Origin of the sequence: uncultured Lacinutrix sp. (genome assembly GCF_947500325.1) — a bacterium.
Classification (GTDB): Bacteria; Bacteroidota; Bacteroidia; order Flavobacteriales; family Flavobacteriaceae; genus Lacinutrix.
Map to the genome: position 1 here is coordinate 79,450 of NZ_CANMRQ010000007.1, position 17,460 is coordinate 96,909.

The following is a 17,460-nucleotide window of genomic DNA, read 5'->3' on the forward strand; positions in this document are numbered from 1 at the left end:
GGTTTATAAAAAAGCTTATCTAACTTTATTATTTCCATGTTTTAAGTTATATCCATACAGGTTATGCCCTAATAGTAAAATGCTCTTTAGCCTGTTCTTTTCTAAAAAAGACAATGCCCCAAAAAAAAGTATCTATGGTTACAGTTACTTTTGGGTGTTGTTTTATAACTTCCCATGCTTCTGTCATGCCTTTACTCCAGTAGATGTCATCAAAAATAAAAATAGAGTTATTAGAAGCAGTAGGTAATAATGTTTCAAAATAATTTAGTGTAGCTTCTTTTTGATGATTGCCATCAAAATAAATTAAATCGTAAGTATTGGTTGTTAATTTTTGAATAACTTCCTCAAAATTACCAGTTAAAAGTGTAGTGTTTTTTATTCCGAATTGCTTAAACTTATTTTTAGTAAACTCAGAAATATTAGGGCAGCCTTCAATAGTTGTGATTCTGTTTTTTGTATTGCCAAGATGGATCGCTTGAGTAGCAATACCAAGTGATGTCCCTAATTCTAGGCTATTATTAAATTGAAAATAATGTGATAACCTATAAAGTAAACGAGTTTCTTTTTTTGATGCACCAACCTTTTTTACCATTCTAGAAACACTACGTTCGTTTGTTTTAAAAACACGACTGCCAGAACCTAAATCTGTAACTGAAATGGTTTTGTTTATGGAGAGTAAATGATTTTTATATTCTTTTAATAACGAATAGGTGCTATATCTTTTTTTATCGTAGAAGCATTTTGTAATTAAATCATAAATAAAAGGTGAGTGAACCCCATGTTGATTGGTAGATTTTATTAAGAATTTAAAATAAGATAAAATAATGTAAAGCATTATTCTTCCATTTTTTCTGTAAGTTCAAACCAACGCATCTCTTTTTCATCTATAGAGTCAATAATAACTTGTAATTTATTTGAAAGTGTGTTAATTTCATCTGGAGATAAGTCTGGGTTTAAAAACTCTTTTTCTAGTTCTGTTTTATCAAATTCTAAAGACTTGATTTTGCTTTCAAGATTTTTATACTCTTTTTGCTCATTGTAAGAGAGTTTTACATTACTATCTTTTTTCCAGTTTTTCTTTTCTTTTTTACCCTCAGTAGCTTCAGATATAACAGGTTTACTATCATCATATATTCTAAAATCACTATAGTTTCCAGGGAAATCTTCAATAATACCTTCACCTCTAAATACAAATAAGTGATCTACAATTTTATCCATAAAATAACGATCGTGAGAGACTACTAATAGACAACCTGGAAAGTCTAACAAGAAGTTTTCTAGTACGTTTAAGGTTACAATATCTAAATCGTTTGTAGGTTCATCTAGAATTAAAAAATTAGGATTCTGTATTAACACTGTACATAGATACAACCGTTTGCGTTCTCCGCCGCTTAGTTTTTCTACAAAATCGTATTGTTTTTTTCTATCGAATAAAAAACGTTCTAATAATTGCTGCGCACTAATTTGCCTTCCTTTTTTTAGAGGAATATAATCCCCAAACTCACGAACAACATCTATAACTTTTTGCTCGGGTTTTGGAGTAATACCACTTTGAGTATAATAGCCGAACTTAACGGTTTCTCCAACTACAATTTTACCAGAATCGGGTTGCGCTGTTTGTGTTAATATGTTTAAGAATGTTGATTTTCCAGTTCCATTTTTTCCAATAATACCAGCACGCTCGCCTTTTTGGAACATATAGTCAAACTTATCTAAAATAACTTTGTCCTTATAGGCTTTAGATACCTTTTTGAGTTCTAATATCTTACTGCCTAAACGTTCCATGTTAAGTTCTAGTTGTACCTCATGATCTTTACGACGTTGATGCGCACGGTGTTTTATATCTGCAAAATCATCAATTCTAGATTTAGATTTTGTTGTACGCGCTTTAGGCTGACGACGCATCCAAGTAAGCTCTTTTTTATAAAGTTGTTTGGCTTTTCCTGTTTCTGTAGCTTCTTGTTCTATTCTAGCTTCTTTTTTCTCTAGATAGTATGAATAATTGCCTTTGTAATTATATAATTTACCATGGTCGAGCTCTATAATTTCATTGCAAACACGTTCTAAAAAGTAACGATCATGCGTTACCATAAATAAGGTAATATGCTCTTTTGCAAAAAACTCTTCAAGCCATTCAATCATTTCTAGATCTAAATGGTTAGTTGGTTCGTCTAGAATTAATAAATCTGGTTTATTTATTAAAGCATTAGCTAGAGATAGTCGTTTTTTTTGCCCACCAGACATGCTACTTACCTTTTGTTGTAAGTTCTCTAGTTTTAATTTAAATAAGATTTGTTTGTATTGTGTTTCAAAATCCCATGCATTATGAATATCCATTTGTTCAAATGCATTTTGGTATGCTTCTGTATCTTCTGGGTTTAATAGTGCATTTTCATAATTTCTAATCACTTCAAGAATAGGATTGTCACTACTAAAAATGGTTGCTTCTACTGTTAAATCACTATCTAAATAGGGTTCTTGAGGAAGAAAGGAAACCTTGATGTTTTTTCTAAAAATTATTTGACCTGTATCTGGTTCGTCAGTTTTGGCTAGTATATTTAAAATAGATGTTTTTCCTGTACCGTTTTTTGCAACAAAAGCTACTTTTTGGTCTTTGTGGATACTAAACGAAATATTTTCAAAAAGTGTAAGCTCTCCGTAGGATTTCGATATGTTTTCAACGTTTAAATAATTCAAGGTCTATTTTTGATACAAATAACGTATAAAAAACTAAAAAATCTGATAAAAATTTACTTCTTCATATTTAGATATGGGTTTAGATTTAGAAATTTTATAAAACTTTGTTTATTCATCATTTTTATAAATAACGGATAAAAAACCAAAAAATCCGATAAAAGTTTTATTATTCACGATGAAAAGCTATATTTGCTACTAATCAAAGTACTTAGAAATGAATAAATTTATAGTAGCTATTACTATAGTATTTAGTGTATTATCTACATCTTGTATTACTAATAAAGATGTAGTATATCTTCAAGATAAAGGCACTGTTACTGATAATGCTTTATTATTGAAAGAGCTAGCAAAGCCTTACAGAGTTCAGATTAACGATATTTTAAGTATAGATATAAAATCTACCGATTCTGAATTGGCAAAGCTAGTAGAGATATTTCAACCTACAGAAAAAGGAAGTGCAGGAGGTCAAGAAGGATTGTATTATAGTGGATTTACTGTCGATTTACATGGTAATATAAAATTTCCAATATTAGGAGATATTAATGTATTAGGTTTTACCACTGATGAGATTGTTGAAAAAGTAAGGCAGTCATTACTAAAGAATTATTTAAAAGATATTTCTCAAATTTTTGTAACTGTAAAATTAGCAGGATTGAGATATACAGTCTCTGGAGAAGTTAATGGAACAGGTGTTTTAACACTGTATCAAGATAGAGTAAATATTATAGAGGCTTTGGCAAATGCAGGAGATATAAAAGATACTGGTGATAGAACAGATGTTATGGTGATACGTCAATATCCGCAAGGACAAAAAATACACCATATAGATTTAACAGATATGGCAGCTATGCAATCACCATATTATTATATTCAACCTAATGATATGATTTTAGTTAAACCTTTAAAACGTAAAGCTTTAGGTGCTGGGCAAACAGCAACACAAACATTTACTACTATTGCATCTATTTTCTCTGTAATAGTCTCAACCTACTTTTTAGCAAGAAACCTATAAAAGTGATTATTTATGAATGATGAATTTGAACTTTTAGAGTCGCAATCTCAAACACAATCTCCGTTTGATCTTAAGGCATTTTTAATACGCGCTTTAAGTTATTGGAAGTGGTTTGTTTTATGTATTGGTCTCGGTATTTTTATTGTTTATCAACAAAATATTAGAAAACAACAGTCTTATAGATTAGGGACTCAAATTTCTATAGAAGATGATAAAAACCCTTTGTTTACTTCTAATACAAGCTTAACTTTTAATTGGGGAGGCGTTTCTGGAAAAGTACAAACTATCATGACGACTTTAAAGTCTAGATCTAATCATGAAAAAGTGGTTGATAGCTTACAATTCTATATTCATTACTTAAAACAAGCTCGTTTTAGAAAAGATGATATATATAAAGCAGCTCCATTTGTAGTAGAATTAACTCCTAATACTTTTCAAGCCTTAAATGTGCCTTTTAAAATTACTTTTCTTGATGAAAATAATTTTGAGCTACAAACAAATTTTGAGCTCAATACATTAAGAACTCAAAACTTTGATACAAAAGAAAGAGAAGCTATTGCGGTTACAATTGGAGAGAAAAAGTATAAGTATAAATTAGGTGATACTATTGATTTGCCATTTGTAAAAGGGATTTTATTTCCTCGACCTAAACGTAAAATACTACCTAATGATGAATATTTTATTCAGTTTAGTGACTTTGATGCCGTTGTAGCTCAATACAAAGGGAAATTACGTATTAATAACCCAACGAGTTCTTCTATACTTAATTTAAGTATGAGTGATTTTAATACTTATAAGATTGTAGATTATTTAAATAAAACAGTAGAAGTATTACGTAAAGATGAATTAGATAGAAAAAACCAATTTGTTACTAATACCATTGCATTTATTGATAAGCAATTGGCATTAGAAAAAGAAAAACTGACTTCTAGAGCAGATTCATTAAATCGCTACAGAGAGAAAAATAAAATTTTTAATTTAAATGAAGAAAGCCTTCAAATAAATGCAAAATTATCTGAATTTGAAGAAGAACGAGATGGTATAAATAGAAAACTAGCCTATTATAAGAGTTTAAAAAACTATTTAGAAACTAGTAATACGTTTACCAAATTACCAGCACCTTCAATTGCAGGTATAGATGATAGTAATATTTTAAATAATATTTCGAAAATAAATGCACTATCCGTTCAAAAGTCTAAGTATGAATCTACAGTAAGAAGTGATGCCTCAATTTTTACAGATTTAAATAATCAAATTGATGGTTTAAAGTCGGTATTATTAGAAAACATTAGTTCTGCTACTGGAGGATTACGTAGAGAATTAAACCTTGTAAATGGAAGAATAGGGCAAAGTAATAGTAAAATAAGAAAACTGCCGAAAGACCAACAAGAGTTACTAACAATACAAAGGCAATATAGTTTAAGTGAGGAAACCTATAATTTATTTTTAGCTAAGAGAAGTGAAGCAGATATATTAAAATCGGCTAACGTAAGTGATATTTTAGTAATAGACACAGCTAAAGATACAGGTGCTATACCAATAGATTTAAAATTAAGTGCACGTTACATATTTGCTTTTTTAGGTGGTTTTATAATTCCGTTATTAGTTGCCTTTTTGGTAACCTTTTTTGATAATAAATTACATAACCCTCAAAGTCTTGAGAAATTATCGAAAATACCTCTGTTAGGTGTTGTTGGAAAGAACAATACCAAAAATAATTTAGCAGTACATCTAAAACCAAAGTCTACAGTTGCAGAAGCTTTTAGAGCGATTAGAGCGAGTTTACAATATATTTATAAAAAACATGGCGCAGAAGGTACAAAGACTGTAATGGTTACTTCATCTGTTAGTGGAGAAGGAAAAACATTTTGTTCCATAAATATAGCTACTGTATTTGCCTTAAGTGGTAAGAAAACGGTGCTTGTAGGATTAGATTTAAGAAAGCCTAAAATATTTGATGATTTTGAAGTTAAAAACGATTTAGGAGCTGTAAATTATTTGATAGGGCAAAAATCTGTAGATGAGATTGTTCAAGAAACCCAAATTGAAAACTTAGATTTAATATTATCAGGACCAATACCTCCAAATCCATCAGAATTATTGATTGGAGAACAGATGGATAGTTTTATAGCTCAGTTAAAAGAAAAGTACGATTATATTATTTTAGATACACCACCAATAGGTCTAGTATCTGATGCTTTAGAACTAGTAGAGTATGTTGATGCTTCATTATATGTGGTAAGACAAGATTATACTAAAAAAGGGATGTTAACGCTTATTAACGATAAATATAAACGCGGAGAAATAAAAAACTTAAGTTTTATTTACAACTTTTATAATCAGAAGGGTAAATATGGTTATGGCTACGGTTATGGCTACGGTTACGGTTATGGTTATGGTACATACGGTAATGGTTACCATGAAAATGAAGAAAGAAAAAAAGGAGTATTTAGTCGTTTAACATCGTTGTTTAAAAAGAAAAAATAAATTTAGTGAGTAGTATTTATCATAAAGAAGATTTATCAAAATTACAATTTTTAGTTACCGGAGGCGCTGGGTTTATTGGGTCTAATATTGTAGACTATTTATTAAAGCATAACGCAAAAAAAGTACGTGTATTAGATGATTTATCTAATGGATATATGGCAAACATAGACGCTTTTATGAACTTGCCTAATTTTGAGTTTATAAAAGGAGATATTCGAGATATAGAAACTTGTAGGTTAGCTATGGAAGGCATAGATTATGTTAGTCATCAAGCTGCATTAGGATCGGTACCAAGATCAATTAATGATCCTGCAACTTCTAATGCCGTAAATGTATCAGGGTTTTTAAATATGCTTATTGCTTTAAAAGAAAGTAATACTGTTAAACGTATGGTATATGCAGCATCTAGTTCTACTTATGGAGATAGTAAAAGTTTGCCAAAAATTGAAGATGAAATAGGGAAGCCTTTATCTCCTTATGCGGTTACTAAGTATGTAAATGAGTTATATGCAGATGTTTTTGGTAAAACCTATGGCACAGATGTTATTGGTTTGCGTTATTTTAATGTTTTTGGGCCAAAGCAAAGTCCTAATGGAGCTTATGCAGCAGTAATTCCTTTATTTATGCAAGCTATTATAGATAACAAGCCAGCAAAAATAAATGGAGATGGTGAGCAAACAAGAGATTTTACCTATGTAGATAATGCTGTTCAAGCTAATATTCGTGGTTTCTTTGCATCTTCAGAAGCACAAAATGAAGTGTTTAATGTAGCTTGTAACGATCGTATTAGTGTTAATCAATTATGGAATATGCTTAATGCTTCTGCAGGGAAAAATATAAAAGCGAATCATGGGCCAAGTCGTTTGGGAGATGTTAGAGATTCTCTAGCAGATATAACTAAAGCTAAGAACTTATTAGGTTACGAACCGCAATACAATACAAAAGAAGGATTAGTAAAAACGTGGAATTATTTTAAAACACACACTGTTGAGTAAAGCTAAAACATCACAAGACTGGTTATATACTATTTCTCCTAAAAAGAAGGCAATAGACCTAAATTTTAAAGAAATATGGCGTTATCGTGACCTACTGTTTTTATTTGTAAAGCGAGATGTTATTACGCAATACAAACAGACCATATTAGGCCCTTTATGGTATTTTATACAACCTTTATTTACTAGTGTTATATTTACGCTTATTTTTAATAATCTAGCAGCAATACCAACAGGAGAAGGTATTCCTGCATTTTTATTTAATCTAGCTGGTATAACATCTTGGAACTATTTTAGTGCCTGTTTAACTGGTACCAGTAATACCTTTACTGCAAATCAAGGAATTTTTGGAAAAGTTTATTTTCCAAGAGTAATTACACCATTATCAGTTGTGTTTTCAAATCTTTTAAAGTTTGGAATTCAATTATTAGTATTTATATGCTTTTACATTTACTTTGTTTTTTTTACAGACAAAGCGTCTAATGCTGTGCCTCAAATTGCTATTTTATACCTCCCAATTCTCATTGCTTTTATGGGTTTATTTGGTTTAGGTTTTGGGATGACAATTTCTTCTATGACTACAAAGTATAGAGATCTTAGTTTTCTAGTAGGTTTTGGTGTGCAGTTATTAATGTATGGTTCTGCAGTAATGTATCCTTTGTCTTATTTTAAAGAAAAAGTGCCAGAATACGCATGGTTAGTAGAATATAACCCAATGACCACAATTATAGAGCTATTTAGATATATGACTTTAGGAATTGGTGAATTTTCTCTTTCTAAATTTTTATATGCTGGTAGTGTTAGTATTGTGTTTTTTTTAGTAGGGCTGATTATATTTAATAAAACAGAAAAAACTTTTATAGATACCGTTTAGTATGAAAGAGCAAGACATTATCTTAAAAGCAGAAAACATTTCTAAACAATACCGTTTGGGATTGGTAGGAACAGGAACCATTAGTCACGATTTAAACAGATGGTGGTCGCAAATACGAGGAAAAGGAGATCCTTATTTAAAAGTAGGAGAAACTAACGATCGTAGTTCAAAAGGAAACTCTCAATATGTTTGGGCATTAAAAGATATTAATTTTGAAGTTAAACGTGGCGAAGTATTAGGCATTATAGGAAAAAATGGAGCAGGTAAATCTACACTATTAAAAATTTTATCTAAAGTTACAGGTCCAACTACTGGAGAAATTAAAACCAAAGGCCGTATCGCTTCTTTATTAGAAGTGGGTACTGGATTTCATGGAGAAATGACTGGACGAGAAAATGTGTATTTAAATGGTGCCATTTTAGGAATGACCAAAAAAGAAATCAAAACTAAAATTAGTGAGATAATTGAGTTCTCTGGTTGTGAACGTTATATAGATACACCAGTAAAACGATACAGTTCTGGTATGAAAGTGCGTTTAGCATTTGCAGTTGCTGCGTTTTTAGAACCAGAAATTTTAGTCGTTGATGAAGTATTGGCTGTAGGTGATGCAGAGTTTCAAAAGAAGGCGATTGGAAAAATGCAGGATATTAGTAGTGGAGAAGGTAGAACAGTTTTGTTTGTGAGTCATAATATGGCTTCAGTAGAAAAATTATGTACCAGAGGAATATTATTAGTAAATGGTTCTATTGCTTTTGAAGGAAATGTAGAAGACACAATCTCATACTATAGAAAACAAGTATCTACAGATATAAATAAATTTGGGTTTTCTAATAGAGATAGAGCAGGTAAAGAAGTTAGTTTTACTGATTTTAATATTTTAAATCAAAGAAATGAAATTACGGAAAGAATCTTAATTGATGAATCCACTAAATTTCAAATAAAAGTAGAGAGTAAAGTAGATATAAAAATAACAACTAGAATTACTGTTTTTGATCAAAATGAAACACGAATTTTTGCTTTTGATTCTAAAAACACATCTACTTATTTTAATATAGAAAAAGGAGAGAATACATTAGAATGTCTATTACCAAATGGTTTAGAAATTAAACCTGGAGAATATTATATAAATATATCGATTAGATCTTTAGATAAATTACTAGATCATATTGTAAAAGTTTCTGAAATAATAATTGAACCAACAGATTATTTTAATTCTGGAAGATTGGTTACATCAGATATTCCTTTGGTCTTAAAGAAAAATCAATGGATTTTTTCAAATTAATATGGAAACACCTCTAATTCATACACTAATAATCTGGTCTAAAGGGAATTCACATGTAGATCATATTCTTAAAGATATTGGAGACTCTTTTCAAATATTAAATATTTTTAACTTCTCATGGAAGGATGATCTGTTTTATGAAAATTTAAAACGATTTTATTCTCATTCGCAAAAAGATAAAAATGAAGCCGAATACAATTATATAATTAAAAATAAAATAGAGCATTGTGGCTCAGGTGATTTTACATTAATAATATTTGAAGATTTAAATCCGAAATTTGAAAATAGAAAAACATCTAATGGAGTTAATAATGTAAATGTAAACGTATTTGATAAAAAAAGAGATTATAGATTGTTAACTGGTGGAGGACATAAAATCCATGCATCTGATAATTATTTTGAGTCTAATAAGGATCTAGTTTTATTATTAGATACTACATTAGATAATTATAGAAATAAATACGAATCTTCACCTAATATAATAAATAGAAGTAATAACATTTTGGGAGTTCCTTTTTGGAGTTCAATTAATGAATTGTTTTTTGTTCTTAATAACAGTCTTGAGTATGTAGTATTAAGGAATTTTGAATGTTTGCCCAATGATTATCATATAGATGGTCATGGAGATATAGACCTTTTAGTAGAAGATTATAATTATGCAAAGTATATTACTGGTGCATTAGATGTGTTTCCTGAAAAAGAACATAGAGTTTATCATTATATAGATATTAAAGGAGAAAAAGTTCCATTTGATTTTAGATATTTAGGAGATAATTATTATGATAAAAAATGGCAATTAGATATTCTTAATAATAAAGTGTTTTCTGAGAAAGGTTTTTATAAACCAAATAAAATAAATCATTTTTATAGTCTTTTATACCATGCATATATACACAAAAAAGAAGTGTCTATAGATTATAGAGATATATTATCAGAATATGCAGAAAAAATATTTATTCCCTTTAACTCAAAAACGAAAGTTACTGATGCAATAGGTTTATTGTCAGATTTTATGAAAGAAAAGTTATATAACTTCTCTTTACCTAAAGATTTGAGTGTTACTTTTAATAAAAGTAATGTTGAGGTAAATAATATTAATCTTAAAGATAATGAGAAATTAATCTCTTCATCTTCTTCCAGAACTATAGATCGTAGTTTTTTATCGGAAGTATATGAGAGTAATAATAAAATATTAAAGATAGCAGCTAAACCCATAGCTGAGAATGAGTATTTGTTCTTAAATAAACTAAGGGATTATAATTTTTTTCCTAAAACGTATTCATTTAATAATTTTGGTGAGTATGATAAAGTTGAAATAGAAAAAATTGAAGGACTTGGATTTGATAAAATAACAGAAATACCTATATCTTATTGGAATAATAAAAATGTTTTAAATCTAATTAAAGATTCTACTTTAATTTTAGTTTCTCTATTAAAGTCTAATACAAAGCATCGAGATATAAAGCCTAATAATATTATTTTAAACAAGAGAGATGGGACATATAAAATGTTTTTAATTGATTTTGGTTGGGCAGAAAATATTAATGACAATAAAGAATCAATCACACCTTTAAGGTTGGGATCTAATTTTAAATATATAGGAAACGGTTTTAGTGATGCTTATTCAATGGGGAAAACTTTGAAATTTGCATTTGGTAAATTAAAAATTGCTAAATATTTCATAGATGAGTTTTTAAGTATAAAACCAGAAGATTACCAAGACAAAGTTTTAATAGAAAAAAGATTTAATTTAATATTAGAAAAGTTGGATGTTGAACTATCTAAAGCATCAGGTTTTAGTTTAGATCTTTTAAAATGGAAACTAAAAGCTTCAATAGGAGAGAAACAAAAAAAACAATTAATCAAGCTTTTAAAAAAGGCTAAACTGTTAAGGTGAAAGATGAGTTATACAGCAGTAATAATAGTGACTTACAATGGAGAACAATGGATTAGAAAATGTCTAAATTCCGTTATCGATTCTACAATCAAGTCTCATATTATAGTTGTGGATAATAAATCTACAGATGGTACTTTGTCAATTATAAAAAATAATTTTAAAGATGTTGTTTTAATTGAAAATGAAGAAAATTTTGGTTTTGGTAAAGCAAATAATATTGGGATTGAAAAAGGATTGGTTTTAGGAGCAGAGTATTTTCTTTTATTAAATCAAGATGCTTATTTACAAAAAGAGACTCTTGAAAATTTAGTTTCTAAAATGAAGAAAAATGAATCTCAAGGTATTATTAGCCCAGTTCATTTAGATGGAAGTGGAGAGCAATTAGATATTTATTTTCAATCTTATATAGCGCCGTCAAACTGTAAAAATTTATATTCTGATGTCTTCTTAAAGAAACAATTAAAAACGCTTTATACGGTAGATTTTATAAATGCTGCTATTTGGTTACTTTCTAAGCAAACAATAAAAAAAGTTGGCGGTTTTAATCCTTATTTTTTTCATTATGCTGAGGATAACGATTATATAAATAGATGTAAATATAAAGGTTTGCAAGTCTCAGTAGATCCTAATTCGTATGCTTATCATGATAGGCTGCAAAAAAAACGAATGGTGACAAGTAATGTTTTAAATAATGTTCGCGATGTGAAGCTTATGAATCCAAATAATAATATAGATGCATCTAAAATGCTAAATCTAACTTTTAAGAAGCTTGTAAAGTCACTTTTAACGTTCAACAAATCAAGTTTTAAAAATGATTTTAAATATTTAAAGAAAACGTATAAAAACAAGAAGCAAATAAGAGAGATTATAAAACAAGTTAAAAATGATGATTACGCATTTTTAAATTATAACGAATGATTTTGAATAAAAACAAACTACTTGCAGTATTAGTAAATTATGGAGATGAGCAACTTAACTATTTGGCAGAGGTTGTTTCTGGTTTAAAAAGTTTTAAACATTACGATGTTACTGTAATTGTACAAAGTAATATAACTTTAAATATAGAAGGTATAGATACAGTTAATGTAATAACATTGGAAGACTACCAATTATTACCATTAACATGTAGAAAAGTGATTTGGGATAATAGAGACGATTATGATGTTTTTCTCTTTGGTGAAAACGACCATTTGTTTCTTGAAAGCCATATCGATAAACATTTAGAATACGAGAAAATTCTTCCAGAAAATAGAATTACAGGTTTAATACAGTTTGAAGAAAACGAAAAAGGACGCTATTATCCAGGATACCATCATCATTACGATTGGAAATACAATACTGTAGAAGAGTATAATGGTTTAAAATTTGCACATTTTTCTAATACACACCAAGCAACCTTTATTTTATCTAAAGCACAATTACATAAAATTGGTGAACGATTTAATTTTAATAACTTAGTTAAAGATCCATCATTATCATTTATGGATAAAGTTCTAAATAAATTAAAGAAAGTAATGCAGAAACCTTTAAAGCATCCTAATACTTATAGTGTGAAATGTAAGGTTAATACAGATGTTTATGATTATGGAGGAATGAAAAAACTAATATGTATATCTGAGTTTGAAGACAATTTAATTCATCATTTACCAAATATATATATAGATGGATTAAAAGGTAGAAACAAATTTAGATCTCATGAAGATAGAATGAGTAATGCGTTAAAAAAGTTACTAAATTAATTATTGTGGTTTCATTAGTAATCTTATCGAATACAAACAGCAGCATTATTTATAATATGAATGTAGAGTGTCTAAATTCATTTGTAAAAAGTGCCAAGCTTGCTAATAAACCATTTGAAATTATTCTTGTTGAAAGTAGTAATGAAGCAGATTATACATACAATGAAGACGTTAAAGTTTTAAAGCCTAATACCGTTTTTAATTTTCACAAGTTTGCCAATATAGGTTTAAGAGCTGCAAAAGGAGACTATTTTATTTTTAGTAATAATGATGTAGTTTTTGATAAAAACTGTTTGGTAGAATTTTTTAAAGTTATTAATAATAACAAAAATATTAAGTCTTTTTCTCCATACGATGCACGTTCAAATAAATTACCAAAAGCGAAAATAAATACAGAATCACATATCTTAGGTTTCGAAATACAGAAACATATAACAGGTTGGTGTATAGTGATGCATAAAGACGTCTATAAAATAATAAAAGAATTAGATGAACGATTTGATTTTTATTATGCCGATAACGATTATGCGATGCAACTACAAAAATATAATATTAAACACGCACTAGTTACAAAAGCTTATGTGGAACATTTAGAAGCACAGAGCACATTAAAAGACGTTGTTGAAACTAATTTTAAACTTCCTGAAAATACGCCTAAATATATTATTGAAGAGCAATGGACTTGGGTTTTAAGTAATGAAAAAATGATTAATGGTTTAATTGCTTTTCATAAAAAATGGGGAAGTAGAAAGTTAATTAAAATGAAGTTGTTTTTAGCTAAAAACTGCTCTAATTTAGGACTAGGGTATTTAAATAGATATATAGTATAGTCGCATATGAGAAATGGTGAAAATATAGTTAGAGATAAACTTGTTGAGGTTAGTAAATCTTCACACAGGGTTATTATTCCTGTTTATATACCTAATGAAGAAGGCTATTATAAAGATGCCTATAAGGTTTTTGAAATTTGCGTAAGCTCTATATTAAAAACAAGTAACTCTCCAGTAAAAATATCTATAATTAGTAATGGTAGTAGTGATGCAATTAATACAAAAATCGCATCATTTTGTAATACTAATGCTATAGACGAACTCATTATTACAACATCTAAAATTGGTAAAATTAATAGTATTCTTAAATGTTTAAGGCATAGTAAAGAACGCTTAATAACTATTACAGATGCAGATGTATTATTTCTAAATAATTGGGAACAAGCAATAGTAGATGTGTTTAATGCCTTTCCAAAAGCAGGTATGGTAAGTCCTGTGCCAATGTATAGAACCCAATTGCGTTTAACATCTAATATTTGGCTGCGTTATTTTTTCTCTAATACATTAAAATTTAGACCAGTAAAAAACCCAGAAGCACTAGAGCGTTTTGCGAAAAGTGTAGGATGGCCAAATTTATCTAATAAGATGAAAGATGTTGCTTTAACGCTAAAGTCTAAAAGTAATATTATTGCTTATGTAGGAAATTCACATTTTGTTGGAACCTATAAAAATGAAGTTTTTAAACAATTACCCAAAGAAGATTCATTATACAAATTAGGAGGCAATAGTGAGTTTTTATATCTGGATGAGCCTGTATTAAAAGTTGGTGGCTACCGTTTAGCAACGTATAATAATTATGCCTATCACTTAGGGAACAAATTAGAAGATTGGGCCGAAGAGACTTTTAAAACATTAGAAGACTCTAAAAAAGAGTATAATGATTACGATATAATACCAAAATTATCATCCAGTTCAATTAGTTATTTTATATCCGAAAAAATATTTAAAAAGTTATTTTATATAAAATCATTTAAACGTTTTGCATACAAACGTAAAGGACTTAATAAAGAACAATTGCACAATTTTACTAATAGTGATTTTTTATAATTTTGAGATTAGAACAGCTTACTTTTACTAGGTTTTTAGCAGCAATATCGATTGTTATATTTCATTATGGACAAAATATTTTTTTATTTAATAATGAGTATGTGTCCTTTATTTTCGAACAAGCTAATTTTGGAGTAAGTTACTTCTTTATCTTATCTGGTTTTGTAATGATTATTGCATACTACAATAAGAAATCTGTAGGTTTTTTTCAGTTTATTAAAAATAGATTAGCGAGAATATATCCACTTTATTTGTTGGCTATTATTATGGTTTTAGTAATAAACCGTTTTAGAATTGAAGACTACCAAGAGTTATTATTAAATATAACAATGCTACAAACTTGGATGCCCTTAAAAGCATTAACTGTAAATCCGCCAGGTTGGTCTCTATCTGTAGAACTAATTTTTTATATAATGTTCCCTTTTTTATTCAATAAAATTTATAAAAGTATAGAGACTAAAAAGTTAGCTATTAGTCTTATTGCGTTTTGGCTAGTAAGTCAAGTTATATTCTATTTAATAATTAGTGAGATAGTAATGGTGCCTAATTTAACAGTAAAGACGGCATTATATCATCCATTACTTCATTTAAACGAATTTTTAATAGGGAACTTGGCAGGATTATGGTTCATGAAAAATTATAAAACCTATAAAGGGAATTATTTAAAAGCGATTTTTGTCTTTATAATTGCGTTTTTATTATTATTAAAATTTAATAACGGTTTAATATACCATAACGGTTTACTGGCGTTGGTTTTTACACCAATAATTGTACTTTTATCTCTGTCCAAATCTAAATTTGTTAACTTTCTATCAAATAAACAATTTGTGTTTTTAGGTGAAATAAGTTTTGGTATTTACATTCTACAATTTCCAGTATGGTTGTTTTTATCAGATTTTAGAATGAAAAATTATTTAGGACTTATAAAAGGAGAAGATGATTTGATTTTGTTCCTAATTAGAATAGTAGTCTTAATTGTAATGTCTGCAATAAGTTTTAAGTATTTTGAAACACCAATTAGAACATATATAAAAACCAGATTCGTAAAAAATTAAAGAATTATAGATCTAGATCACACTGTAAAGAATGAAAGTGTTAATTAAGAAAATTATTAAGAGAATTAAATTTAATCTAAAGTCTAAAAACGAAAGATTAAAGATTGAGCAGGATAATATACAGTACCAACGTTGTATACCATGGTTTGAAGCAGATGGAGATAATACATTGCGTTTAAATTATCCGTTAGATAAAGACTCAGTAGTTTTTGATTTAGGTGGCTATAAAGGTGAATTTGCTACAGATATATATAATACATATGAATCTACTATTTATGTTTTTGAGCCTATCCTTTCTTTTTATAATATTATAAAAAACAAGTTTGTAAATAACAGTAAAGTAAAACCATTTCAATACGGATTGGCAGGAGAAGATCATCAAATGCAAATAAGTTTGACAGATAATTCGTCTTCAGTATATATAAAATCGAAAGACACAGAGACAATTAAACTTAAATCTATTGTGAATTTTATTAAAGCTAATGCAATTCAGCATATAGATTTAATAAAAATAAATATAGAAGGTGGAGAATACGACGTTTTAGAGTCTTTAATTGAAAATAGTATGCTAACGTACTTTACAGATATCCAAATTCAGTTTCATGATTTTATAATTCCCAATGCAAAAGAAAGAATGCAAAGTATTCAAAAAGAACTAGCAAAAACTCACAAACTAACATATCAATATGAGTTTGTTTGGGAAAATTGGACTTTAAAATAATAATAGTGATAGTTGTAAAATTAATAGGAGGATTAGGAAATCAGATGTTTCAGTATGCAGCAGCTAAAGCATTAGCTTTGGAGAAAAAGCAAAAGCTGTACATAGATACTAGTGCATTTAAAAATTATGATTTACATGCCTATGGATTACATCATTTTAATATTAAAGAAAAAGAATATAAACAAAAAGGTAAGTGGTATAGAAAGGTTAAAAACAAACTAAATTTAGTTACTAATTATAAAGAAGCATCGTTTAGGTTTAACCCTGAATTGTCCAAAATAAAAACAAAAGACACTTTTTTAGATGGTTATTTTCAATCTGAAGACTATTTTTTAAATCATAGAACGACGCTTTTAGAAGATTTTAAAATTACATCTAAATTAAAAAAAGAAACAAAGGCATTACTTAATGATATAAGTAAAACGAATGCCGTTTCAATTCATATTAGACGAGGCGATTTTTTGCAACACGATGTACATAATACTTCAAAAGAGGACTATTATAAAGCGGCAATGCAATGTATTGAAGATAAAATAGAGCAACCTACTTATTACTTGTTTTCAGATGATATAGAATGGGTTAGAAATAATTTCAAAACAAATTATAAAGCTGTTTTTGTAGATTTTAATGATGCTTCAACTGGTTTTGAAGATTTAAAATTAATGTCGCATTGCCAACATAATATTGTTGCTAATAGTAGCTTTAGTTGGTGGTCTGCTTGGTTAAATACAAACCTAGATAAAATAGTAATTGCTCCAGAGCAATGGTTTAATGGTGATCAATACGATTATACAGATGTTGTGCCTAAAAGCTGGATAAAGATATAA

The 17,460-nt window shown here is 28.4% G+C and carries 15 protein-coding genes; 13 read left to right on the forward strand and 2 right to left on the reverse strand.

Going from position 1 to position 17,460, the window contains the following annotated elements; genetic code table 11:
• Nucleotides 1-61 precede the first annotated feature (61 nt).
• A complete protein-coding gene (locus Q0997_RS10575) occupies nt 62-835 on the reverse strand; it encodes an O-methyltransferase (RefSeq protein ID WP_299888544.1) in 774 nt (257 codons plus the stop codon).
• The gene (locus Q0997_RS10580; RefSeq protein ID WP_299888547.1) at nt 835-2,697 is read right to left on the reverse strand and encodes an ABC-F family ATP-binding cassette domain-containing protein; all 1,863 of its coding nucleotides are present in this window, start codon (nt 2,695-2,697) and stop codon (nt 835-837) included. The genes Q0997_RS10575 and Q0997_RS10580 overlap by 1 nt, the downstream gene beginning before the upstream one ends.
• 214 nt (nt 2,698-2,911) lie before the next feature.
• On the opposite strand from Q0997_RS10580, the gene Q0997_RS10585 reads away from it, so the two are divergent.
• Genes Q0997_RS10585 through Q0997_RS10645 form a run of 13 tightly spaced genes read left to right on the forward strand, consistent with a single transcriptional unit; the run spans nt 2,912 to nt 17,460 of the window.
• Complete coding sequence (locus Q0997_RS10585; protein ID WP_299888550.1) at nt 2,912-3,709, forward strand: polysaccharide biosynthesis/export family protein; 798 nt, start codon at nt 2,912-2,914, stop codon at nt 3,707-3,709.
• A gap of 12 nt (nt 3,710-3,721) precedes the next feature.
• Nucleotides 3,722-6,196, forward strand: coding sequence for an exopolysaccharide transport family protein (locus Q0997_RS10590; RefSeq protein ID WP_299888553.1), 2,475 nt, complete (start codon nt 3,722-3,724; stop codon nt 6,194-6,196).
• 5 nt (nt 6,197-6,201) lie between these two features.
• A complete protein-coding gene (locus Q0997_RS10595; RefSeq protein ID WP_299888556.1) occupies nt 6,202-7,191 on the forward strand; it encodes an SDR family oxidoreductase in 990 nt (329 codons plus the stop codon).
• Complete coding sequence (locus Q0997_RS10600; protein ID WP_299888559.1) at nt 7,184-8,062, forward strand: ABC transporter permease; 879 nt, start codon at nt 7,184-7,186, stop codon at nt 8,060-8,062. The genes Q0997_RS10595 and Q0997_RS10600 overlap by 8 nt, the downstream gene beginning before the upstream one ends.
• A gap of 1 nt (nt 8,063) precedes the next feature.
• Nucleotides 8,064-9,344 (forward strand): ABC transporter ATP-binding protein, encoded by a 1,281-nt coding sequence (locus Q0997_RS10605; protein ID WP_299888562.1) that lies wholly within the window; start codon nt 8,064-8,066, stop codon nt 9,342-9,344.
• 1 nt (nt 9,345) lies between these two features.
• A complete protein-coding gene (locus Q0997_RS10610; RefSeq protein ID WP_299888565.1) occupies nt 9,346-11,241 on the forward strand; it encodes a serine/threonine-protein kinase in 1,896 nt (631 codons plus the stop codon).
• A gap of 3 nt (nt 11,242-11,244) precedes the next feature.
• A complete protein-coding gene (locus Q0997_RS10615) occupies nt 11,245-12,159 on the forward strand; it encodes a glycosyltransferase family 2 protein (protein WP_299888568.1) in 915 nt (304 codons plus the stop codon).
• Nucleotides 12,160-12,161: 2 nt separating this feature from the next.
• Entirely contained in the window at nt 12,162-12,980 is an 819-nt protein-coding gene (locus Q0997_RS10620; protein WP_299888570.1) for a hypothetical protein, read from the forward strand.
• A gap of 56 nt (nt 12,981-13,036) precedes the next feature.
• Nucleotides 13,037-13,810 (forward strand): glycosyltransferase, encoded by a 774-nt coding sequence (locus tag Q0997_RS10625; protein WP_299888572.1) that lies wholly within the window; start codon nt 13,037-13,039, stop codon nt 13,808-13,810.
• Nucleotides 13,811-13,816: 6 nt separating this feature from the next.
• Entirely contained in the window at nt 13,817-14,857 is a 1,041-nt protein-coding gene (locus Q0997_RS10630; protein WP_299888574.1) for a glycosyltransferase family A protein, read from the forward strand.
• A 2-nt stretch (nt 14,858-14,859) separates the two neighbouring features.
• A complete protein-coding gene (locus tag Q0997_RS10635) occupies nt 14,860-15,912 on the forward strand; it encodes an acyltransferase (protein ID WP_299888576.1) in 1,053 nt (350 codons plus the stop codon).
• Nucleotides 15,913-15,943: 31 nt separating this feature from the next.
• Entirely contained in the window at nt 15,944-16,633 is a 690-nt protein-coding gene (locus Q0997_RS10640) for an FkbM family methyltransferase (RefSeq protein WP_299888578.1), read from the forward strand.
• A 5-nt stretch (nt 16,634-16,638) separates the two neighbouring features.
• Nucleotides 16,639-17,460: an alpha-1,2-fucosyltransferase gene (locus tag Q0997_RS10645; RefSeq protein WP_299888581.1), complete on the forward strand. Its 822-nt coding sequence runs from the start codon at nt 16,639-16,641 to the stop codon at nt 17,458-17,460.